At 62.6% G+C, this 24,069-nt stretch carries 15 protein-coding genes; 8 read left to right on the top strand and 7 right to left on the bottom strand.

Going from position 1 to position 24,069, the window contains the following annotated elements; genetic code table 11:
- Window positions 1–9 precede the first annotated feature (9 nt).
- From G5V57_RS22285 to G5V57_RS22295, 3 genes are all read right to left on the bottom strand, one after another.
- Window positions 10–729 (bottom strand): LrgB family protein, encoded by a 720-nt coding sequence (locus tag G5V57_RS22285; protein ID WP_165169733.1) that lies wholly within the window; start codon window positions 727–729, stop codon window positions 10–12.
- Window positions 726–1,109 carry a CidA/LrgA family protein gene (locus G5V57_RS22290; protein WP_165169734.1) on the bottom strand — a complete coding sequence of 128 codons (384 nt, stop codon included), beginning with the start codon at window positions 1,107–1,109 and terminating at the stop codon, window positions 726–728. The genes G5V57_RS22285 and G5V57_RS22290 overlap by 4 nt, the downstream gene beginning before the upstream one ends.
- A gap of 90 nt (window positions 1,110–1,199) precedes the next feature.
- Complete coding sequence (locus G5V57_RS22295; RefSeq protein WP_165169735.1) at window positions 1,200–2,279, bottom strand: flavodoxin family protein; 1,080 nt, start codon at window positions 2,277–2,279, stop codon at window positions 1,200–1,202.
- A gap of 422 nt (window positions 2,280–2,701) precedes the next feature.
- Between G5V57_RS22295 and G5V57_RS22300 the strand changes: the two genes are divergently transcribed.
- Window positions 2,702–9,469, top strand: coding sequence for a Calx-beta domain-containing protein (locus G5V57_RS22300; protein ID WP_165169736.1), 6,768 nt, complete (start codon window positions 2,702–2,704; stop codon window positions 9,467–9,469).
- The gene (locus tag G5V57_RS22305) at window positions 9,445–10,878 is read left to right on the top strand and encodes an autotransporter outer membrane beta-barrel domain-containing protein (protein WP_165169737.1); all 1,434 of its coding nucleotides are present in this window, start codon (window positions 9,445–9,447) and stop codon (window positions 10,876–10,878) included. Before G5V57_RS22300 ends, G5V57_RS22305 begins: the two co-directional genes overlap by 25 nt.
- Before the next feature lie 68 nt (window positions 10,879–10,946).
- On the opposite strand, the gene ald is transcribed toward G5V57_RS22305, so the two are convergent.
- Together ald and G5V57_RS22315 are read right to left on the bottom strand one after the other, a co-directional pair.
- Complete coding sequence (gene ald / locus G5V57_RS22310) at window positions 10,947–12,065, bottom strand: alanine dehydrogenase (protein WP_165169738.1); 1,119 nt, start codon at window positions 12,063–12,065, stop codon at window positions 10,947–10,949.
- 459 nt (window positions 12,066–12,524) lie between these two features.
- Window positions 12,525–13,484 carry a DMT family transporter gene (locus tag G5V57_RS22315; RefSeq protein WP_165169739.1) on the bottom strand — a complete coding sequence of 320 codons (960 nt, stop codon included), beginning with the start codon at window positions 13,482–13,484 and terminating at the stop codon, window positions 12,525–12,527.
- Window positions 13,485–13,547: 63 nt separating this feature from the next.
- Between G5V57_RS22315 and G5V57_RS22320 the strand changes: the two genes are divergently transcribed.
- From G5V57_RS22320 to G5V57_RS22330, 3 genes are all read left to right on the top strand, one after another.
- Window positions 13,548–14,426, top strand: a complete 879-nt coding sequence (locus tag G5V57_RS22320; protein WP_165169740.1) for an extensin family protein — start codon at window positions 13,548–13,550, stop codon at window positions 14,424–14,426.
- Window positions 14,427–14,601: 175 nt separating this feature from the next.
- The gene (locus G5V57_RS22325) at window positions 14,602–15,996 is read left to right on the top strand and encodes a selenium-binding family protein (RefSeq protein WP_246737320.1); all 1,395 of its coding nucleotides are present in this window, start codon (window positions 14,602–14,604) and stop codon (window positions 15,994–15,996) included.
- A gap of 159 nt (window positions 15,997–16,155) precedes the next feature.
- The gene (locus G5V57_RS22330) at window positions 16,156–16,782 is read left to right on the top strand and encodes a hypothetical protein (RefSeq protein ID WP_165169741.1); all 627 of its coding nucleotides are present in this window, start codon (window positions 16,156–16,158) and stop codon (window positions 16,780–16,782) included.
- A 12-nt stretch (window positions 16,783–16,794) separates the two neighbouring features.
- Here G5V57_RS22330 and G5V57_RS22335 read toward each other — a convergent pair whose 3' ends face one another.
- Window positions 16,795–17,790, bottom strand: coding sequence for an AraC family transcriptional regulator (locus G5V57_RS22335; protein WP_165169742.1), 996 nt, complete (start codon window positions 17,788–17,790; stop codon window positions 16,795–16,797).
- A 193-nt stretch (window positions 17,791–17,983) separates the two neighbouring features.
- On the opposite strand from G5V57_RS22335, the gene G5V57_RS22340 reads away from it, so the two are divergent.
- Window positions 17,984–18,805 (top strand): alpha/beta fold hydrolase, encoded by an 822-nt coding sequence (locus G5V57_RS22340; RefSeq protein ID WP_165169743.1) that lies wholly within the window; start codon window positions 17,984–17,986, stop codon window positions 18,803–18,805.
- 32 nt (window positions 18,806–18,837) lie between these two features.
- Here G5V57_RS22340 and G5V57_RS22345 read toward each other — a convergent pair whose 3' ends face one another.
- Window positions 18,838–20,322, bottom strand: a complete 1,485-nt coding sequence (locus G5V57_RS22345; protein ID WP_165169744.1) for a PLP-dependent aminotransferase family protein — start codon at window positions 20,320–20,322, stop codon at window positions 18,838–18,840.
- Window positions 20,323–20,485: 163 nt separating this feature from the next.
- Between G5V57_RS22345 and G5V57_RS22350 the strand changes: the two genes are divergently transcribed.
- Window positions 20,486–23,311 (top strand): molybdopterin oxidoreductase family protein, encoded by a 2,826-nt coding sequence (locus tag G5V57_RS22350; protein ID WP_246737321.1) that lies wholly within the window; start codon window positions 20,486–20,488, stop codon window positions 23,309–23,311.
- Complete coding sequence (locus G5V57_RS22355) at window positions 23,308–24,066, top strand: 4Fe-4S dicluster domain-containing protein (protein WP_165169746.1); 759 nt, start codon at window positions 23,308–23,310, stop codon at window positions 24,064–24,066. The genes G5V57_RS22350 and G5V57_RS22355 overlap by 4 nt, the downstream gene beginning before the upstream one ends.
- The last annotated feature ends 3 nt before the right edge of the window (window positions 24,067–24,069 follow it).

Genomic DNA, 24,069 nt, shown 5'->3' on the forward strand with positions numbered 1-24,069 from the left:
TCTCCTTTTCTATTTCAAGAACCAGTAGAGGATGAGGGGTAATATGAGCGCGGTCATGACCAAGTTGAGCGCCATGGCGATGCCGGCGAATGTGCCCGCCACTTCATCGACGACGAAGGCGCGCGCCGTGCCGATGCCATGGGCGGCGAGTCCGGCGGCGAAGCCGCGCGCCGCATAATCCTTGAGGCCGAGCACGTTCATGAGCGGCGTCACGATGATGGCGCCGAGGAGGCCGGTAGTGACGACGAGCACGGCGGTGAGCGCCGGCTGCCCGCCAAATTGCTCCGATATGCCCATGGCGACGCCCGCTGTAACCGATTTGGGCGCGAGCGAGACAAGCACCGGGTCGGGAACGCCGAAGAGTGCCGCGACGGCGAGCGCCGAAACCGCCGCCGTCACCGAGCCTGCGACGAGCGCTGCCGCCATCGGCAGGATATTCGCCTTCACCTTGTCGAGATTGCGATAGAGCGGCACGGCGATGGCGACGATGGCGGGCCCGAGCAGGAAATGGACGAACTGCGCACCCTGGAAATAGGTGGCGAATGATGTGCCGGTAATAATGAGGATGGCGCCCAGGGCGATTATAGAGATCAGCACCGGATTGACCGCCGGATGCCGGCCCGAGAGGCGCGCGATGCGGTCGGCGGCGATCCAGACGAGCAGCGTCACCGTCAGCCACAACAGTGGCGTCGAGGACAGATAGACCCAGAGATCGAAGGCCGGCGTCATGATGCGGGCCGGGCCGATTGCCAGCGCTTCATCCAGGTGAAGACCAGGGCAGTGACGGCCAAAGACAGCGCCGTCGAGACGAGCAGCGCCAGGAAGAGGACGGGTCCATAGGAGTTGATGAGGCCCAGATGATTGATCACGCCGACGCCCGCCGGCACGAAGAGCAAGGAGAGATGCTGCAATAGTCCACCGGTTGCGCGACCAAGCGCCGTGTCGTTGATCGTGTGGGCGTCGAAGGCAGCGAATCTCTGCGCGATGAGAAGGCCGGCGAAGAGCAGCAGGAGCCCAACCACTGGTCCGGGCATAGGCAAGCCGAAGCCATGCGAGAGAATCTCACCGGCAAGCTGGCAGAGAAGAAGCAGAGCAAAGGCCTCGATCATCAGGGCAAGCTACAGCATTGAACCTGAAAGTGCGAAGGGGTTTCGGGCAATTCGAGGCGCATAAGAGGGCTGCAATCTCCAGGTGCGACTTTACTTCGGTCGCGGATCCTTGAGTTCGACGTCGGGCTGCTTGAGCCGGCCCTTGCGGTGAAGCATTATCGCGTTGACGAGCGCCCGCGCCGCATTGCGCACTTCCTCTTGAAGGTCTCGATCGGCGTCGAGATCATCATGGCTTGTCGCGTAGTCGCGATAATAGCCTATATAACGATCGATGAGTGCTTTGTGGCCCGCCGGGATTAGCCCCATATCGGTGAGCCAGTCGGTCAGGATGCGCCGGAGATTTTCGGCGCCTGACGCATCGCCATGCACGACGATCGAGAAAAGACGGCCGGCAAGATGGCGCGGATAGGGCCAGCCCTTGAGCTCTAGCGCTTTCGCGGCTTGCGCATTCTTGCCGTGAGTCGAGGTCGGATCGGGATTTCCGCCATCGGCGCAGACGAGCCGGTCGATCATTGCCTTGAGCCCGGCCGGCGCCTGATACCAGTTCACCGGCGTCACGATCATGATCCCGTGGGCCTTGACCCACATCGGATAGATCTCGTTCATCCAGTCATTTACCTGGCCGAGCGCGTGATTGGGATAGCATGAACACGGCCAGTGACAGAGCGGCATTGCGGTCGAGACGCAAGCCTTGCACGGATGGATGACGCGGCCATATTCCGAGGCGAGGCGGCTGAGATCGAGCACGTCGACTTCGAAGCCGCGTTTCGCCATGACAGTCTTACGTGCCAGTTCCACCAGCCGCCAGCTCTTCGACATCTCACCAGGGCAGCTCTGGTCGCTGCGCATCGAGCCGTTGATGATCAGGATGCGCGATGGGCTCCGCTGATTGCGGTGTTCGCGCTCAGCGGTTCTTATGGCCTTGTGTGCCGCATACCAGTCGACCGAAAGATCGTAGGACGGATCGGCAAAACCCTTTCCGGCTTTCCGTGTGCGCGGACTCTTGTGATTGTCGTCATAGGAGATCCAGGCGGTTGAAAGCAGCTCGTCGATCTCTTTCTCATTCCCGGCAAAGATCGGATCGTAGAACCGCGCCTTGAAGCGCTCGGCGAATTGCGCCTTGCTCAAAGCCACATTGGGCATGCCTTTGCGGACTTTGACCTTCCTCATGGGCGTGCCTCCCTCGCAGGGCAACGCGCCGCGATGGAAGCTGTTCCCGGTGGGAATACTCGCTCGCGGGGGCTGATCTGACCAAGACAATGCACGCAAGGGTAGTCTTCGGTCGGATCGACTGACAACAGGCTGACGGAGGATATTCATCAAAATGGTTGCAGAAGTGGGTAAAAATTCAATTTAAGAATGTTTGTAACGCTCTTAGATTTTGCTTCCAGAAAAAGACAACCTATTATTGCAGTTGCGAATCATACCCTGGGTAATTTTATTTCTCGCCCTTAAGCAACTTAAGATTGTTGAGCCCGTCGGTATTGTTCACTGGTCTGTAGGCTTACTCCGCGTGGTTTCGAGCCTGACTAAGTGATCCCGGAAGACATCTCCAGGCGGAGATGCCCCGGACCGACAGGACATGGGACGGCATGACAAAAAAGCCGGGTGCAACGGACCGCCGTTGGCTGGCCGCGCGCCAGCTGGGTTCGTTTTCTATTTTGGCGACCATGCTGGCCTCGCTCGCCGCCGCGCTTCTATCATCGCCCGCCAGCGCCGCCAACACAGGCAGCAGCGGCTCGCCCGCGGCATGCAGCTCCCTCCCGGCCCCGGGGACCTTTCAAAGCATTCAAGGGACTTCCGACGACATATTCCTCTCGGGCTTCACCGCGGGGGCGACGGTGACGGTGGGCTATCGCAACAATGACGGCAGCAGCAGCTACACCGCCACCGTGACGAGAATTGCGGGACCGGCCATCACCCCGACCAGTGCCACCCAAGCATTGGGCAACAATGCGGCCGGCTCCACGACCTTTTCATATGTGAGCGGCACCGGCACCCTGCAGCTCCGGGTGGGCACGAGCAACGCGGTCAGCGGCCCGGTTCCGGAATATAGTGTCAGCTGCGCGCCCTCCCTGGCGGGACTGACTCTCAGTAAGACGACCCTGTCGGTGAATGAAGCCGACGCGACCAGCGATACCTTGACGGTGCGGCTGTCGTCGCAGCCGACCGCGAATGTGACCGTGGCGGTTTCCGCGAGCGATGCCACAGAAGGCGCGATCACCACCCCGACATCGCTGACCTTCACCACCGTCAACTGGAACACGCCGCAGAATGTGACACTGCAGGCCGTCAATGACGACGTTGATGACGGCAATATCGCTTATAACGTCGTGCTCGATCCCGGAGGCTCGGACCCGGTCTACAATTTGATCGCGAACACAACCGCGAGCGCGACGACGGTCGATGACGACACGGCGGGACTGACGCTCAGCAAGACGACTTTGTCGGTGAATGAAACCGGCACGACCAGCGACACTTTGACGGTCAGGCTGTCGTCGCAACCCACCGCCGACGTCACCGTGACGGTTTCCGCGAGCGATGTCACGGAAGGCGCGATCACCACCCCGACGACCCTGACCTTCACCACCGCCAACTGGAATACCCCGCAGAATATCACGCTGCAGGCGGTCAATGACGATATCGATGACGGCAATATCACCTACAATGTCGTGCTCAATCCCGCGAGCTCGGACACGGTCTACAATGCGCTGGCGAATTCGACCGCGAGCGCCACGACGGTCGACGACGACACGGCGGGCCTGACCCTCAGCAAGACGTTCTTGTCGGTGAACGAAGCGGGCGCGACCAGCGATACCTTGACCGTGAGGCTGGCGTCGCAGCCGACCGCCAACATCACTGTGGCGCTTACCTCCAGCGACACCACGGAAGGCACGATCACCACCGCGACGCCGCTGACCTTCACCATCGCCAACTGGAGCACCCCGCAGAATGTCACACTGCAGGCGGTGAATGATGGTCTTGATGACGGCGACATCGCCTACAATGTCGTGCTCAATCCCGGTGGGGACGGGGTCTATAATGCGCTCGCGAACACAAATGTGAGCGCCACGACGGTCGATGACGACACCGCGGGATTGACACTCAGCAAGTCGACCTTGTCCGTCAATGAGAGCGGCACGACCTCCGATACTTTGACCGTCCGATTGTCGTCACAGCCGACCGCCACTGTGACGGTCGCGGTGTCGTCTGGCGATACGACGGAAGGCACGATCACCAGCGCGGCGTCCTTGACCTTCACCGCCGCCAATTGGAGCACCGCGCAGAATGTCACGCTGCGGGCCGTCAATGACAGCCTGGATGACGGCGACATTTCCTATTTTGTCGTGCTCAATCCCGCGAGCTCGGACGCCATTTACAGTGCTATGGCGAACACGAATGTGAGCGCGGCGACGATCGATGACGACACGGCGGGCCTGACGCTGAGCAAGTCGACCTTGTCCGTCAACGAAGCGGGCACGACCAGCGACACCTTGACCGTGAGGCTGTCGTCGCAGCCGACCGCCAGTGTGACGGTCGCGGTCACCTCCGGCGATACGACCGAGGGTACGATCACCAGCTCGGCGTCCCTGACCTTCACCACCGTCAACTGGAACACCGCGCAGAATGTCACGCTGCGGGCCGTCAATGATAATCTTGATGACGGCGATATCTCCTATGCCGTCATGCTCGATTCCGCGAGCACGGATGCGATCTTTAGCGCCCTGGCGAACACGAATGTAAGCGCCACCACGGTAGATGACGATACACGTGGCGTGACGGTGTCTCCCACCACGGTGTCGGCAACGGAAGGCGGCGCCACCGGCAGCTTCACGGTGGTGCTCACCTCGCAGCCAACCGCGAATGTGACGATATCGCTCACGTCCGACGCCCAGTGCACGATTTCGGCTGCCAGCCTGACCTTCACAACGGTGAACTGGAACTCGGTGCAAACGGTGACGGTGACGGCGGTCAACGACAACGTGGTCGAAGGCGCGCATATCTGCTCCGTGACGACGGACGATGCCGCTGGCGGTGATTATGCCGGTTTCGTCGTCGCCGACGTGACCGCCAATATCACCGACAATGATACGGCGACGGCGAGTATCACCAAGGCGACGGACGGCGACGGCGCCGAGCCTGGCGACGCGGGCGAGTTCACAGTGACGCTGTCGGCGCCGAGCGCGGCGAACACCGTAGTAAGTTATTCGGTAGGCGGCAGTGCGCAGGCCGGCAGCGACTACACGACACTCGCCGGATCGGTGACGGTTCTGGCCGGCAGCACGACGGCTGTCATTCCGGTGACTTTGCTCGACGATGGGCTGGTCGAAGGCACCGAGATGGTGAGCGTGAGCCTGACCGGCACCTCGAATCCGCTGATCTCGGCCTCGGGCTCGGCTTCCCTCAATATCGCCGACGATGACTCCGCGACAGCAAGCATCGCCAAGTCGACGGGCGGCGATGGCGCCGAGCCTGGCGACGCCGGCGAGTTCACCGTGATGCTGTCTGCGCCGAGCTCGACCGACACGACGGTCAGCTACACGGTCGGTGGGACGGCGAGTGCCGGCAGCGATTACACGACGCTCGCCGGCTCGGTGACGGTTCCGGCTGGCAGCACGACGGCTGTCATCCCGGTAGAGGTGGCCGACGATGCGGTGGTCGAAGGAACGAAGACAGTAACCATTAATCTGACCGGAACATCCAATCCCGTTATCCAGGCCTTGGGCACGGCCACGCTCGATATTGCCGATGATGACAGGGCGACGGCGAGTATTGCCAAACCGACGGATGGCGATGGCGCCGAGCCCGATGATGATGGTGAGTTCACCGTGACACTCTCGGCGCCAAGCGCGACTGACACCGTCGCGAGCTATTCTGTGACCGGCAGCGCGCAAGCCGGCAGTGATTACACGCCGCTCGCCGGATCGGTCACGATTCCGGCTGGCAGCACGACAGCCGCCATTCCGGTGGCTGTGGTCGACGATGCGGTGGTCGAAGGCACCGAGACGGTGACCCTTGAACTGACTGGAACGTCCAATCCGTCGATCCAGGCATCGGGCTCGGCCACGCTTGAAATTGCCGATGATGACACGGCGGCGGCGAGTATCACCAAGCCGGCGGGCGGTGACGGTGCCGAACCCGGCGATGATGGCGAGTTCACCCTCACGCTGTCGGCGCCGAGCTCGAGCGACACGACGGTCAGCTACTTGGTGAGCGGCACGGCAAACGCCGGCAGTGACTATACGGGGCTTGCAGGATCGGTGACGGTTCCGGCGGGCAGCACGACGGCTGTCATACCGCTGGATGTAATCGACGATGCGGTGGTCGAAGGCGTGGAAACGGTGACCATCGATCTGACTGGGACGTCGAATCCGTCCATCCAGGCCTCGGGCTCGGCCACGCTTGATATTGCCGATGATGACACGGCGGCGGCGAGTATCACAAAGCCGGCGGGCGGTGACGGTGCCGAACCCGGCGATGATGGCGAGTTCACTCTCACGCTGTCGGCGCCGAGCTCGAGCGACACGACGGTCAGCTACTTGGTGAGCGGCACGGCAAACGCCGGCAGCGATTATACGGGGCTCTCCGGATCCATGACTGTTCCGGCGGGCAGCACGACGGCTGTCATCCCGGTGGAAGTGATCGACGATGCGGTCGTCGAAGGCACCGAGACGGTGACTATCGATCTGACCGGAACGTCAAATCCTGTTATCCAGGCCTCGGGCTCGGCCGCACTCGATCTTGCCGATGACGACTCGGCGACCGCGAGCTTCACCAGAACGGCGGGCGACGATGGCGCCGAGCCTGGCGACGATGGAGAGATCACCGTGGTGCTGTCGGCGCCGAGCTCGACCGATACGACGATCACCTACTTGGTGGGCGGCACCGCGAGTGCCGGCGGCGATTATGCGGCGCTTGCCGGATCGGTAACGGTGCCGGCGGGGAGCATGACGGCTATCGTGCCGGTCAATGTGGTCGACGATGTGATCGTCGAAGGCACGGAGACGGTGATAGTGAGCCTCACCGGAACCTCGAACCCGTCCATCCAGGCCTCGGGCTCGGCCACGCTTGATATTACCGATGACGACACGGCGACGGCGAGCATAGCCAAGTCGACGAATGGGGATGCGGCGGAACCCGGTGATGACGGCGAGTTTACTCTATTTCTGTCGGCGCCGAGCTCGACCGACACGACGGTCGACTATTCCGCGGGCGGCGCGGCGGCTGCCGGCAGCGATTACACGTCGCTTCCCGGATCGGTGGCCGTGCCGGCGGGCAGCACGACGGCTTCTATACAAGTCGCGGTACTGGACGATGTGACTGTCGAAGGCAGCGAGACGGTCGCTATCAGCTTAAACGGGACGTCGAATCCGTCCATCGGCGCCGCCGGTTCGGCCACTCTCGATATGCTTGATGACGACAATGCCGCAGTGACGGTGACAGAGAGCGGCGGTTCGACAAGCGTCGGCGAAGGCGGAATTATCGACAGCTTCACCATCGTCCTGGACGCGCAGCCGACGGCGGACGTGACGATTTCGCTGAGCGCGGATGCGCAATGCACGCTCTCGACCGGAAGCGTGACTTTTACCCCAGTCAGCTGGAACGTAGCGCAGAGCGTGACCGTGACGGCCGTGGATGATCCGACGGTCGAGGGAGCGCATAGCTGCGCGATCACCACCGGCGATGCGGCGGGCGACGGCTATACAGGCGTGACGGTCGATGACGTGACCGCCAGCGTGACCGACAATGACATTGCGGGTGTGACGATCGCGGGATCGCCAGTTTCGATTACCGAAGGCGGGCCGAGCGGCAGCTTTACGGTGGTGTTGACGGCGCAGCCGACGGCCGATGTGACGATCTCGCTGAGCCCGGATGCGCAATGTGCGCTCTCGGCCGGAAGCGTGACCTTTACCCCGATCAGCTGGAATGTGGGGCAGAGCGTCACCGTGACGGCGGTGGATGACCCGACGGTCGAGGGCGCCCATAGCTGCGCGATCACCACCGGCGATGCGGCGGGTGACGGCTATACGGGCGTGGCGGTCGATGACGTGACCGCAAATGTGGCCGACAATGACGTGGCGGGCGTGACGATCGCGGGATCGCCAGTGGCGATCGCGGAGGGGGGCGTCACGGGTTCTTTCAACATGGTCCTCGACGCACAGCCAACGGCCGATGTGACGATCTCGCTGAACCCGGATGTGCAATGTACGCTCTCGGCCGGAAGCGTGACCTTTACCCCGGTCAGCTGGAACGTGACGCAAAGCGTGACCGTGACGGCAGTGGATGATCCGACGGTCGAGGGAGCGCACAGCTGTGCGATCACCACCGGCGATGCGACGGGTGACGGTTATACGGGCGTGGCGGTCGATGACGTGACCGCAAATGTGGCCGATAATGACGTGGCGGGCGTGACGGTCGCGGGATCACCGGTCTCGATCACCGAAGGCGGGCCGGGCAGCAGCTTCACGGTCACGCTGACGGCGCAGCCGACGGCCGATGTGACGATCTCGCTGAGCCCGGATGCGCAATGTACGCTCTCGGCCGGAAGCGTGACCTTTACCCCGGTCAGCTGGAACGTGACGCAAAGCGTGACCGTGACGGCAGTGGATGATCCGACCGTCGAGGGCGCCCATAGCTGCGCGATCACCACCGGTGATGCCGCGGGCGATGGTTATACAGGCGTGGCGGTCGATGACGTGACCGCCAATGTGACAGACAATGATATTGCGGCCGTGACGGTCGCGGGATCGCCGGTCCCAATTACTGAAGGCGGATCGGGTGGCAACTTCACGCTCGCGCTGACGGCGCAGCCGACGGCGGATGTGACGATATCGCTGAGCGCGGATGCGAAATGCACGCTCTCGGATAGTAGCTTGACCTTCACCCCGGCGAACTGGAGCGCGGCGCAGAGCGTCACCGTGACGGCGGTGGATGATACCATAGCCGAGGGACCCCATAGCTGCGCGATTACCACCGGCGATGCGGCGGGCGATGGCTATACGGGCGTGGTGGTCGATGACGTGACCGCCAATGTGACCGACAACGACACAGCGGGCGTGATTGTTGCGGGATCGCCCGTGGCAGTCACCGAGGGCGGGGCGAGCGGCAGCTTTGCGATCGCGTTGACGGCCCAGCCGACGGCGGACGTGACGATCTCGCTGAGCCCGGACAGTCAATGCACGCTCTCAGCCGGCAGCCTGACCTTTACGCCGTCCAATTGGAGTGCGGCGCAGAGCGTCACCGTGACCGCGGTGAATGACACGGTGGCAGAGGGAACGCATAGCTGCGCGATCACCACCGGGGACGCGGTGGGGAGGGCTTTACCGGCGTCACGGTGGCCGATGTCACTGCCACGGTGACCGACGACGACACGGCGGGTGTGATGGTTGAAGGCTCGCCTGTGGCCGTCGCTGAAGGCGGGGCAACCGGATCATTCACGATGGTCCTGATGGCGCAGCCGGCGGCGGCTGTGGCTATCCTGCTCGGTCCTGATGCTCAGTGCACGCTCTCGACCAGCGGTCTCAACTTCACCGCCGCCAATTGGAGCACGCCGCAAAGCGTGACGGTGACGGCGGTCGACGACACGGCGGACGAAGGAGCGCATAGCTGCGCGATCACCACCGGCGCCGCGAGCTCGGCCGACCCCAATTTCGACGGGCTCGCGGTTGCCGACGTGACGGTCAGCGTGACGGACAATGACGGTGACACGGCGCCGGACGAGGCCGTGGTCCGCAGGACCTTCGAAAGCCAAACTCGCGATTTCATGGCCGCTCGCATGCAGCTCCTCGCGCGCCTCGGCCCGCGCACGCACCGAATGGCGAATCGCGCCCAGGGGGCGTTCGAGACGGGCAGCAATGGCTTCAACATCCATGGCGAGAACGGAAATCTGGTGGGCGATTTCGCGCTCAACAGCGGCGCCATGCAGCGGATCATCGCGGGCGACTTCCTGAACGTAACGCCGACATCGGACGTGGTCGAGGCGAGCGGCCCGGTCAATGCCTGGATGGAAGGCCAGTTCGCCTACTACAATTCCGGCGACGATGACGAGGGCAATCCCGAAGGCAACTATTTCGTCGGCTATGCGGGCGTCGACGTCAGGGTCCATGACGGCGTGGTCATTGGCATCATGGGCCAGCTCGATTGGCTTGGTGAAGGCAGCGATACGGGCAGGACCGACGGAGATGGATGGATGATCGGGCCGTATCTGTCGGCCGAACTCGCGCCGAACCTGTTTCTCGATCTGCGCGGCATGTACGGGCGAAGCATCAATAGCTCGACCCAGAACATAATGGACGTCGAATACAAGGGCGACTTTGACACCGAGCGGCTGCTCATGGAGATTGTGCTGTCCGGGCGTTTCGACTACGGAAGCACGGTCCTGACACCTGATCTGCAGTTCATCTATATCTGGGACGAGCAGCAGGACTATTCCGTGTCGGACGGCGTCGATGTGGTCGATGTGGACGGGCAACTCGTCAGGCTGGGGCAACTCTCATCCGGCCTCAAGGTGGCGCCGAAGATGGACGCCGACGGAACGGAGATCTGGCCATATCTCCGAGGCCGACTGTTCTGGGACTTCGACAACCCGGGCACGCTGGAAATCGATGGCGGCACGGTATCTGCGGATGAGGTCCGCGCGGCCGTCTCGCTCGGCGTCGACGCCGGCACGCAAGACACGCAGATCAACATCGAAGTTACGTATGATGGGCTGTTCACCGACGACTACGAGTCGATCGGCGGCCGGCTGGCCATCGGACATCGCTTCTAAACCGGTCTCATGAAAAAAGGCGCCATTGCCCGGGGCAATGACGCCTTGGATGAATGGTAGGCTATAGATTAGGCTGCGAGTGCTTTCTCGGCCGGGACATATTCATAGCCGAGATCGTCGGCGACGGCTTTGTAGGTGACCTTGCCCTTGCAGACATTGAGGCCGGCGCGCAGATGGTGGTCTTCGAGCAACGCCTGCTTGTAGCCCTTGTTGGCGATGGCGAGGCCGAAGGGCAGGGTGACGTTGTTGAGCGCATAGGTCGAGGTGCGCGCGACGCCGCCCGGCATGTTGGCGACGCAATAATGGATGACACCGTCGACGACATAGGTCGGATCGGCATGCGTCGTCGGTTTCGAGGTCTCGGCGCAACCGCCCTGGTCGATGGCGACATCGACGAGAACCGAGCCGTTCTTCCAGTTCTTCAGCATCTTGCGGGTGACGAGCTTCGGCGCCGCCGCCCCCGGGATCAGCACGCCGCCGACGATGAGATCGGCGGTGGCGCATTCATCCTCGATCGCGCCTTGCGTCGAATAGAGCGTCTTGAGCTGCGTCCCGAAGCGGGCGACGAGCTCTTCCATGCGGTCGGTGCTCTTCTCGAGCACGGTGACATCGGCGCCGAGGCCCAGCGCCATCGCCGCGGCATTGGTGCCGACGACGCCGCCGCCGAGGATCACGACCTTGGCTGGCGCCACGCCCGGCACGCCGCCGAGCAGGATGCCCGAGCCGCCCTGCGCCTTTTCCAGGCAATGGGCGCCCGACTGGATCGACATGCGACCGGCCACTTGCGACATCGGCGCAAGCAGCGGCAGGCCGCCGCGCGAATTGGTGACCGTCTCATAGGCGATGCACACGGCGCCCGAGGCGATGAGGTCTTTTGTCTGTTCCGGATCTGGAGCCAGATGCAGATAGGTGTAGAGAATCTGGCCATCGCGCAGCATCTTGCGTTCGCCAGCCTGCGGTTCCTTCACCTTCACGATCATCTCGGCCTTGGCAAAGATTTCTTCGGCGGTCGGGATGATCTGCGCGCCCGCCGCCTTGTAGTCCTCGTCCGACGCTCCGATGCCGAGGCCAGCACCGCTCTGGACCCACAGCTTGTGACCGTGGCGTACGGCCTCACGAACCGAGAGTGGCGTCATGCCTACCCGGTATTCGTGATTCTTGATCTCTTTCGGAACGCCAATCAGCATGATGGAAGAACTCCCAAGGGATGCGGTTCTTGATGCCGCGATCCAGATTAATGGTTGTCGGAATCAAACAATTCGCCAGTTGCCCCTTAGATCACGATGAGTTTGGATTGATTCAATCCAAACTCATAAACGTGATCGGTTCTCATATGTTAGCGCGGGATTTATGCGAAAAACCGGTATCCACTTTTCGCATCCCGCGCTTGAGCAAAACCGCCAGGGCCGGAGACCCGGCAACAAGGACGTGCTCAATCTTTTCATACTTGCGCGTATCCTGGTCGGCGGAGTCATTCCACGTCGCCGGGAGGCGCGCCAGAACCAGTTCACCTGGCCGCTTCGGGCCAGTTCTGCGCCGGCCCTTATGCGCGCGCGCTTATACTCCCGGAGATGACAGGCCGACAACCCCCGTTCCCTGGCCAGAAAAGCAGGTTTCCTGCGTAGATGGCGGCACTGTCGGCGAAATCAGGCGTTCTGGCGCCGCTGGGCCGTAACCCGGTCGAGACGGCGGTCGGCCCATAGCATGAAGAGACCGGCCAGCAGGACGATGGCGCCGCCCCACAGAGTGCGCACCCCCGGTATATCGCCGAAGATAAAGAAGCCGAAGGCGGCCGCCCAGAACATGGCCGAATATTCGAAGGGCGCCACGAAGCTCGACTCCGCATTCTTATAGGCCATGGCGAACATGACCATAGCGATCGCCACAGTAGAGCCCAGCAGCACCATAGCGCCGAAGTCGATCGGCGCCGGCCAGTGCCACGGCCGGGCCAGAAAGACGAGGCTCTTATGGTGGACCGACCCCAGGTCGAGCTGGGTGAAGATGAGAGCCAGTATGAGCGCGAGCGTGAGATAGACGGCGTTGGTGTGGAAGGCCATCGCGGCTGGGGGGACCCGGCGCACGACGCGGCGCGCCAGCGTCTGGCTGACCGCATAGCCGAAGGCGGAATAGAGCGAGAGGAGGGCGGCCGGCTCGAAGACGCCGCTGCCCGGATTGATCATGATGATGACGCCGACGAGGCCGCCGATGATGGCGATCCAACGATGCAGCGCCACATGCTCGCCCAGCATCGGACCGGCGATGACGGCGACGAACAGCGGCATGGCGAAATAGATGGCGACGGAGTCGGCCATCGGCATCGCGGCGATGGACAGGATGAAGGCGAGGTAGGCGGAACTCATGATGAGGCCGCGCAACAGGCTCAATCCCATGCCGGGAGAAACGAGGCTCGCGAGCGATGCGTGCTTGTGAACAATGAGGCCGAGAATGGGTATGCCGATCAGGCAGCGCACGACGAGGATCTGATGCACCGCATAAATGTCGCTCAGCCATTTGACGACGGTGTCGCCCGCCGAGGAGATACCGACGGCGGCGCAGACATAGAGCACCGCAAGAAGTTTGTTGTCAGCCGAGGCGGGGGAGGTCATGCTCCTGCCCATATCCCAGTTCGCGATCGATGGGAACTCGGGCGGCAGGAGGGGAGGCACGGCGTGAGACGCATAGCAATGCTTGGCCTGATGATTCCGCTTGCGCTCGCCGTGGCGCAGGCCGCCGAGAAGGTGAAGCCACCGTTGCCTAAGCCCAAGCCCGGTGAGACCGCCTCACCTCCCGCGCAAGAGATTCAACCGGACGCTCCGTCTGTTACAGGAAAGGCTGGTTCCGCGCCAGTTCTTCCCCGCGAAAAGCCCGTTCGGGGCCAACAACCCGCGACGGAGAATCCGTTTGAGCCGCAAACCGGGGCCAAGCCCGCGGAGGCCCCGCCCACGGAAGCCAAGCCGGAAGAGCCGGCCAAACCTGAGCCCGGCGCGGAGATGGCGGCCTGCCGTGAAGAGCTGGGCAGGCTCGGCGCCAAATTCACCGTGCCCGACATGCCGGCGGCCGAAGGGCAGTGCAAGGTCGTCAATCCGGTGCAGATCAGCGCGATTGCAACACCGGTCGGCACAGTGAGCTTTCCGGGCGCGCCAACCCTGAATTGCGTTTTCGCCAAGCAGTTCACGTCCTGGGTCGCCGATATCGCCGCACCCGTCGTTCAGGCGCATACGGGAGGAGCACTGGCGGCAATCTCGACCGGGCCCGGCTACGAATGCCGCAACCGCAATGGCGATTCGACGGGCAAGATCAGCGAGCATGCTTTCGGCAATGCGGTCGACATCGCGTCCTTCAATCTGCCGGGCAAGAAGAATCTCGCCGTCTCCAATGTCACGAAGACGGGGAGCGCGGAAAGTCGCTGGCTGATGGCCTTGCGCATCTCGGCCTGTGGCTATTTCACGACGGTGCTCGGGCCGGGCTCGAACGAGGCGCATGCCGAGCATTATCATTTCGATCTCGGCCTGCACGGCAAGACCGGCAGCTACCGGATCTGCGAATAGGGCGCGGGCGCGTTCTGCACTTCGCTCTGAGCGAAATGGAAATTGGCCTGAGCCGTACCCGCCGCTCTGATTGAAGGCAGGGACAATTTCAGGTAGCGTTTCCTGTACGGCGCTACGGATGATCACATAGAGAATCCCCCGGGAACTGCTCAACCGATCACGGAAGGAGACGCCCATGGCCAGCCTGATGAAGCCGGATCCCAGTTTCTATCCGTCGCCCCGCATGGCGATGAAGGCAGCACCCGAGAGCCTGGCCTATGTCGTCGCCTTCGATCCCAACCGCAAGGTGCCCGATGCGCTGGCGGTTGTCGATGTCGATCCGAAATCCAAAAGCTATTCGAAGATCGTCGGGTCGGTGGCGATGCCGAATGTGGGCGACGAGCTGCATCATTTCGGCTGGAATGCCTGCTCGTCCTGTCTCTGCCCCAATGCGCCCCATCCCCATAGTGAACGGCGCTATCTCGTGGTGCCGGGCCTGCGCTCATCGCGTATCCATATTCTCGACACCAAGCCCAATCGCAAGAAGCCGAAGATCGTCAAGGTGATCGAGCCTGGGGAGGTCGCCGAACGCGCCGGCTATACGCGTCCCCATACGATCCATTGCGGTCCGGACGGCATCTATGTCGCCGCGCTCGGCAATGAGGAAGGCAAGGCACCCGGCGGCATCTTCCTCATGGATCACGAAACCTTCGCCATACGAGGACGCTGGGAAGTAGATCGCGGGCCGCAGCAATTGGCCTATGACGCATGGTGGCATCTCGGACACGACACGATGGTCACCAGCGAGTGGGGCACGCCCGACATGTTCGAGGACGGCCTGATCCCCGAAATCCTGCTCGGCGCGAAATATGGCCGGCGCTTGCATTTCTGGGATCTGCACAAGCGCAAGCATCTGCAGACCATCGATTTCGGCGAGGAGTACCAACTCGTCTTCGAATTGCGCCCGGCGCATGATCCGACCAAGGCCTATGGCTTCGTCAATTGCGTCGTCTCGCTCAAGGATCTCTCCTCGTCGATCTGGGTCTGGCACCGCGACGGCGACAAATGGGCGGTCACCAAGGTGATCGACATTCCCGCCGAACCGGCCGATCCCGAGAAGTTGCCGCCGATGCTCAAGGGGTTCGGCGCCGTGCCGCCGCTGGTCACCGACATTGACCTGTCGATGGATGACCGCTTCCTTTATGTGTCCTGCTGGGGAACCGGTGATCTGCACCAATATGACGTGTCGGATCCCTTCAAGCCCAAGCTCACCGGCAAGGTGCGCATCGGCGGCATTGTCGCGCGCGCCGGCCATCCCGCCCATAGCGGCCCCTTGAGCGGTGGCCCGCAAATGGTCGAGATCAGCCGGGACGGAAAGCGGGTCTATTTTACCAACTCGCTCTATGGCGCCATCGACCCGCAGTTCTATCCGGAGGGCATGGAGGGCTGGATGGTGAAGCTCGATGCGGTGCCTGAGGGCGGCATCGCCTTCGATCCGAAATTCTTCGTGCAATGGCCGGCTCCGCATCGGCCGCATCAGGTCAGGCTCGAGGGCGGCGACTGCTCGTCGGATTCCTACTGCTATCCGTGATGCTCTGGACCGCAATGGCTTTGGAAGAAATCGTCTGTCAATGTACCCTTATGCTGAGGTGGCCGCGAAGCGGCCCTCGAAGCACACCCTTCGAGGCTCTCCCGGCGCAAGGCCGGGGTAGCGCCCCAGGGTGAGGGTAGTCGAACACATTGTGCTCTGATGAGTGAAGCCTGGCCGTGGCTGGTGCTCGCGGGTCTCGGCGCACTGCATGGACTGAACCCGGCTATGGGCTGGCTGTTTGCGGTGGCGCTAGGGATGCATCGCGGGAGTTTCGCCACCGTTCTCCTCTCGCTCATTCCGATCGCGGTGGGCCATACGCTCGCCGTCGCGATGGTGGCGTTCCTGATGGCGGGGGCGGGCGTGCTGATCGATCCCCGCCTGGTGCGCATCGTCTGCAGCGCGCTTCTGATCGGCTGGGCGATCTATCACTGGCGCTTCGGCCATCGTCATCGGGCACGCATCGGCATGCAGGCGGGTTTCGCCGGCCTCGCTCTGTGGTCGTTCCTGATGGCGACGGCGCATGGCGCCGGCCTCATGCTGTGGCCGGCGCTGGGGCCGCTGTGTTTTCCGTCAGGGGAGGTCGGCACAGGTGTGCTTCAGCCATTCATGGCTGCACTCGCCGGCGTCTCGCTGCATACCCTGGCGATGCTGACCGTTACCGCGATCATGGCGACCGTCGTCTATGGCTGGCTGGGTCTCGCCATCCTGCGCGACGCCTGGTTCAACATCGATGCGCTCTGGATCGTGGCCCTTCTCGTCACCGGCATCGTCCTGCTGGTGACATGAGCGTTATTGCCTTCAGCCGTCACGTTGCTGGTCTCGCCATCTTGCCGGCGACAGGCCGAACTCGCGTTTGAAGGCACGGCTGAAGGCCTCATCCGACTCATAGCCGGCCGCATGCGCGATCTGCGCGATGGTCCGACGTGTCTCGCGAAGCTGTTGCCGCGCCGTTCGAAGTCGCCAGATCGTAAGATACCGGATCGGCCCCATGCCCACCAGGGCGGAGAAGCGGTCGACAAATGCGCTCCGCGACAGCGCCAGTTCCTTTGCGAGAGATACGGCCGTCCACGGAGCATCACTGTTGTGGTGAATAAGGGACAAGGCGCGGCCGACATAGGGATCCTTCAGGCCTCTGAGCCAGCCGCTCTCCTGCTCAGGCAACTCTGATGAGAAAACCCGGACCGCCTCGACGAACAGAAGCTCCGAGAGGCGCGACATGACATCCGATGACGCGAACCGCCCAGCGGCAAGCTCGCTTGCCGCAAACCTCACGGAAGCCTCCACCCAGTCATGTGAAGTGCCCTGACGCATATCAAGCTTAAGCATCTTTGGCAGATTGGCGATCAGTGGATTGTAGAGTTCCTCGCTACCCAGGAACCCGCAGACCAGGTGCGTCAGCTCTCCACCCCCACCATGAACTACGCCGGCGAGCTTGCCTTCCGCGGATGGCTGGATCAGATCATCCATGCTGACGGGCTGCAATCCCGGGCCGCTGGCAAGCATGTGACCGTCGTTGCGCGGAAGCAGCACAATCTCACCGGCGCGGATCTCCACGGGCGGCTCGTCATCGAGCGAGAGGAGTAGCCTGCCGGCGATGATGAAGTGATAGGCGATGACCTGGCGGGGTGTCGGGAGGTACGGCCGGCAGTCTTCCGCCGTGACCTTGGAGGTGATGCACCAGGGGGCGCTGAACCGGGCATCGAGAAATACGCCACCGGTCAGACGGACCGAGCGCAGGATCTCAGCGAGCGGGTCCGCCCTTTGGGGCGCAGCCCGATTTGGACGAAAAGTCATCTGATCCGGCGGCCTGATCATTTGCTCATCTGTCCGAGTGCACTAGTCAATATGCATGGCTGTGGCGCGTTCCGCGGCCCTGCCGGGGGGCAGGCTAGCATGAAGTGAAGGCGAAGTATGCCGGTCGCTATCGAGAGTGCGCGCATTTCTGCAGCGCCCGAGAACCACGGCATCGTACAGGGAGATGACAAGCGTGAACGGATATCGCGAATATTTCGTCGATCTTGGCGATGGCAATGGACTGTCCTGCGCGGAGCGCGGCAGTCCCGATGGACCGCCCCTTATTCTCGTCCATGGCTATGGCGATTCATGGCGATCCTACCGGCCGGTCATCGAGGAGCTTCCGCCCACCATCAGAGCCGTCGCAATTTCCCTGCGCGGTCATGGGGACTCGTCAAAGCCCGAGTCCCGCTATGACATGGCGGAGTTTACCGGCGACATTGTCGGCGCCATGGACAGGCTCGCAATAGAACGGGCTGTGATCGTCGGCCATTCGATGGGCAGCCTCGTTGCTCAGTGTATTGCCATGGATCATCCCGAACGCGTCACCGGTCTCGTCCTTATCGGCAGCTTGCCCACCGTCGCGGATCATCCCGGCGTTGAAGAAATGTGGCGCGACTCCGTCGCCGGACTGGAGGATCCAGTCGATCCCGAGTTCGTTCGCAGCTTTCAGGAGAGCACCCTGGCGCAGCCAGTACCGGGTACTTTCTTCGATGGCATCCTGTTCGAAAGCGCCAAAGTGCCCGCCCGGGTCTGGCGGGGCGCTCTGCGCTCGATGCTCAGTGAGGATCGCAGCGACAGACTGCACCGCATCGTGGCGCCGACCCTGATCGTGTGGGGTGACCGGGACAATATATGCAGCCGGGAACACCAGGATCTTCTACTGCGTGGTATCCCCCGGGCCCGCCTGTCAGTTTACGAAGGTGCCGGACACGGTCCGCATTGGGAGAATCCCAAGCCGATCGCCGCTGAGATTATTGCCCTGCATGGCGACACCCTGCGCGAGACGGTCTGAGCACTGTCCATGAATCAAGCTGGCACAACCATTCAGGCCTGGCGCGCCGCGTCGGCGATGGTGTCGGCGAGGAGCTTGATGCCTGGCTCGATCTTCTTTTCGTCGATGGATGAGAAGGCGAGCCGGAAGAAATTGTCGGGTGCGTTCTCGGCGCCGAAATGAATGCGTCCCGGCTCGATGACGAGGCTGCGCGCCGCTGCCTCGCGCGCCAGCAGCTCGCTGTCGAGCCCACGCGGACCTTCGACCCAGAAGCTGGTCCCGCCGAAAGAGGGGATGCGAGCCGAATCCGGCAGATAGGTCTGCAGCGCCGCGCCCATGATTTCCCAGCGGTTGCGATACGCTTTGTGCAGGCGGCGGATCAGTGTGTCGTGATGGCCGAGCGAGAGAAAAAGCGCGGCGGTGCGCTGGTTGTTGTTGGGCGCATGGCGCACCATCAGCCGGCGCAACGCACGCGCTTCCTCGACAAATTCCTTGGGCCCGACCAGGAATCCGAGACGCAGGCCCGGGAACAGCGTCTTCGACAGCGAGCCGACATAGATGACACGGCCTTCGTCATCGAGTGATTTGAGCGCGGGGCAGGGCTCGTTCACGTAATTCGTCTCGAATTCGTAATCGTCCTCAATGATCACGAAATTATGCTTGGAGGCCAGTTTGAGGAGATCGAGCCGGCGGGTCAGCGGCATGGTCGCGGTGGTCGGGAACTGATGGCTGGGCGTCACGAAGACGAGATCTGAGGCGGCCACATCTTCGTTCAGCACGAGGCCGGCTTCATCGACCGGCACCAATGCCACCTTGCTGGTCTTGAGCCGGAAGATGTTGCGCATGTCGGGAAAGCCGGGCTCCTCCATGGCCACGCGGCTCTTCTCGTCGATGAGCAGGCTGGTGATGAGATAGAGCGCGTTCTGGGCCCCGAGCGTGATGAGGATCTCGTCGTCGCTCGCCATGATGCCGCGGCGCGGCAGGATGCGGCGGCGTATCTGTTCGACGAGGAGGGGGTCGTCGAAGGCCCAGGTGTCGTTGGTCCAGGTGCCGAGCCACTTCTTGCCGAGCGCCTGGCGCGCGCAGTCTCGCCATTCGGCGAGCGGAAAGAGATTGTGGTCAACCTGCCCATAGATGAAGGGGTAGGTGTAGCTTTGCCAGTCGAGCGGCTTGAAGATGTTGGCCTGGGCGGCCGGATGCTTGAGAAGGCGCGCCTTCCATTGCGGGTCGGTGCCAGTCTCAGCCGGCGGACCCGGCGGCGCCTTGGCCGGGCGTATCGCGGTCTCGAGCGCCTTGTCGGCGACAAAGTAGCCAGACCTCTCGCGCGCGATCAGATAGCTGTCATCAAGCAGGCCCTGATAGGCAAGGACCACCGTGTTGCGCGAGACGCCGAGGCTCTTGGCCATCTTGCGGGTGGAGGGGATGGGTTCGTCGCGCGTGAGCTGTCCGTCAAGAATGGCGGCGACAAGGGCCTCGCGAATCTGCGTCTGCAGACTCGAGTGGTTGTGGCGGCGGATATGCACAAGCCAATCGCGCAACGGGCACCTCTGGACCCATCATAGGGCCAAAAATCCCAACAACAATGTCAATGATTTATGGCGATGCAGGCGGGCTGGTTCCTATTGTCACAGGTGTCTGTCCCTATGGTCCAGGCTGGTCCCATCATGTAGGTTGGCGGGCCAATTTGATGCCATGCCCTCCATGACCCAACCCAAGATCGATACCTCGCCCAAGACCTGGGACGAGATCAAGACGACCACATGCTACATGTGCGCCTGCCGCTGCGGCATCAAGGTGTATCTCAAGGATGGCACGGTCAAATATATCGAAGGCAACCGCGACCACCCGGTGAACAAGGGAGTGATCTGCGGCAAGGGCGCGTCCGGCATCATGCAGCATTACTCGCCGGCGAGGCTCTCGAAGCCGATGCTGAGGGTCGGCGAGCGGGGCTCGGGTGAGTTCCGCGAGATCGAATGGGAGGAGGCGCTGAGCCTCGCCACCTCCTGGCTATCCAAGGTGCGGGCCGAGGATCCGAAGCGTCTCGCCTTCTTCACCGGCCGTGACCAGTCGCAGGGCTTGACCGGCTGGTGGGCGACGCAGTTCGGCACGCCCAATTATGCCGCTCACGGCGGCTTCTGCTCGGTGAATATGGCGGCCGCCGGCCTCTATACGTTCGGCGGCTCCTTCTGGGAGTTCGGCGAGCCCGACTGGAAGCACACGAAGTATTTCCTGCTCTTCGGCGTCGCCGAGGACCACGCCTCCAATCCGATCAAGATCGGCCTCGGCAAGCTGAAGGCGCGCGGCGTCAAGATCGTCTCGATCAATCCGGTGCGCACCGGCTATTCGGCCATCGCCGACGAGTGGATCGGCATTCGTCCGGGCACGGACGGTCTTTTCGCCGGCGCCCTCATCCACGAATTGCTGCACAATCAGAAGATCGATCTTGATTACCTGGCGCGTTACACGAATGCCGCCTGGCTCGTCATCCGCAATCCGGGCGGCGCCGATGACGGCACCTTCGCGCGCAACGCCAATGGCGAGCCCTTGATCTATGACGCGGTGATCGGGCGGACCCTATCGGCCCATCGCGCCGATACGTCTCCGAAGCTTGTCGGCGAGGTCACCCTGGTCGACGGCCGCCGCGCCGTTCCGTCCTTCATGCTCGTGGCCGAGCGTTTCCTATCGGACGAGTATTCGCCGGCCAGGGTTGCCGAAGCCTGTGGCATTTCGGCGGACACGATCCGTCGCATCGCCGCGGAGCTGGCGCGGACCGCGTTCGATGAGGAGATCTGCCTCAATATCGGCTGGCGCGACTGGGCCGGGCGCATCCACGACAAGATGATCGGCCGTCCGGTCTCCATGTATGCCATGCGCGGCATCTCCGCCCATTCGAACGGTTTCCAGACCTGCCGCACGCTGCATCTCCTGCAGATCATTCTTGGCACGATCGATGTGCCGGGCGGCTTCCGCTATCGCCCGCCTTTCCCCAAGCCGGCGCCCCCCGGCATCAAGCCCGCCGGCAAGCCGGGCCAGGTGAAGCCCAATACCGCTTTGCCCGGACCGCCGCTCGGTTTTGTCACCGCCCCTGAGGATCTCCTCATCGACGACGAGGGCACCCCGCAGCGCATCGACAAGGCCTATTCCTGGGAGGCGCCGTTCGCCGCCCATGGCCTCATGCACACGGTGATCGCCAATGCGGCCAAGCGCGATCCGTACGGAATCGACGTGCTCTTTCTTTATATGGCGAATATGAGCTGGAACTCGGCGATGAATGTCGCCGAGACGACCGGACATCTCACCGCCAAAGACGAGAAGACCGGCGACTATATCATCCCGCATATCATCTATTCCGACGCCTATGCGTCGGAGATGGTGCATTACGCCGATCTGATCCTGCCGGACACGACTTATCTCGAGCGCTTTGACTGCATCTCGCTCCTCGACCGGCCGATCTCGGAAGCCGATGGCCCGGCCGACGCCATCCGCCAGCCGATCACCGAGCCCGACCGCGATGTCAGGCCCTTCCAGACTGTGCTGCTCGATCTCGGCGCCAGATTAGGCCTCACCGGCATGACCAATGAGGATGGCACGCCGCGTTATCCGGGCGGCTATGCCGACTACATGGTCAATCACGAGAGAAGTCCCGGCATCGGCCCACTCGCCGGCTGGCGTGGCAAGGAAGGCGTCTTCCACGGGCGCGGCGAGCCCAATCCGAAGCAGCTCGAACGTTATATCGAGAATGGCTGCCACTGGTTCTACGAGCTGCCGGATCATGTGAAGTACTATCGCCACGCCAATCGCGACTATCTCGAATGGGCGACGTCTTTCGGTTTCATCGGCAAGCCGGATCCGATTGTCTTCCAGCTCTATCTTGAGCCCTTGCAGAAATTCCGTCTTGCTGCCCTAGGTCACGGCGCGGTCACGCCGCCGGAAGCGCATCGCGGCCGCATCCTGCGGTATTTCGATCCCTTGCCTGGCTGGTATGAGCCGATCGAGGAGAGCCTGCGCGACAAAGGCGAATATCCGCTGCATGCCATCACCCAGCGGCCGATGGCGATGTACCACTCCTGGGGCTCGCAGAATGCCTGGCTGCGCCAGATCCTCGGCCGCAACTGGCTTTATCTCGCCCGTTCGCGCGGCGAGGAAATGGGTCTAGAGGACGGCGACTGGGTGCAGGTGATCTCGGCGACGAGCCGCATCAAGGTGCAAGTGAAGCTGATGGATGGCGTCAATCCGCACACGGTGTGGACCTGGAACGCGATCGGCAAGCGCTCCGGCGCCTGGGCTCTGGCGCCCGATGCGCCGGAAGCGAAGAAGGGCTTCCTGCTCAATCATCTGATCGCCGAGTTGTTGCCCCAGCGCGACGGCGGCTATCGCTATTCCAATTCCGATCCGGTCACCGGCCAGGCCGCCTGGTATGACCTGAAAGTGCGCATAGAGAAGGCCGAGGACGAAACCGAAATGAGCGCGCCGCAATTCCCCGTGCTGAAGGGATTCAAGGGTATCGCTGGACGGAGGCGCGCATGACTTCGCTTCCGGCACAAGTGTCCGGCCAGAAGAAGCTCGGCCTCGTCATCGATCTCGATATCTGCGTCGGCTGCCAGGCCTGCGCCACGTCGTGCAAGGAATGGAACACGCAAGGCTATTCGGCGCCGCTCAACGACAGAGACGCCTATGGTACTTCGCCTGAAGGCACATGGCTCAACCGCATCCATGGCTATGAGGTGAAGGGGGCGGAGGACGAGCAGTCGCGCATCGTGCATTTCCCGCGTTCCTGTCTCCATTGCGAGGAACCGGCCTGCGTGACCGTGTGCCCCACCGGCGCTTCCTACAAGCGCGCCGAGGACGGCATCGTGCTGGTCAATCCCGAAACCTGCATCGGCTGCAAGCTCTGCTCCTGGGCCTGTCCCTATGGCGCGCGCGAATATGACTATGACCATGGCGTGATGAAGAAATGCACGCTCTGCGTCGACCGCATTTATAATGAGAACTTCGCCGAGGAAGACCGCGTTCCCGCTTGTGTGAAGGCCTGCCCGACGGGCGCGCGTCATTTCGGCGATCTGGGCGACGCCGAAAGCAAGGTCTCGCGTCTTGTCGCCGAGCGTCAGGGTTATGATCTTCTCCCTGAGATGGGCTATAAGCCGGTCAACAAATATCTGCCGCCGCGCCCACGCAGCAGCGAGAAGTTTACGGTCGCGCCAACTCCATCAGAGACGAAGAGCGACGGCAAATCGCGCATCGAGGATTTCTTCCGCTGGGCCGACCGCCTCCTGAGCCGATAGTTC

It is taken from the genome of Nordella sp. HKS 07 (assembly GCF_011046735.1).
Lineage (GTDB): Bacteria > Pseudomonadota > Alphaproteobacteria > Rhizobiales > Aestuariivirgaceae > Taklimakanibacter.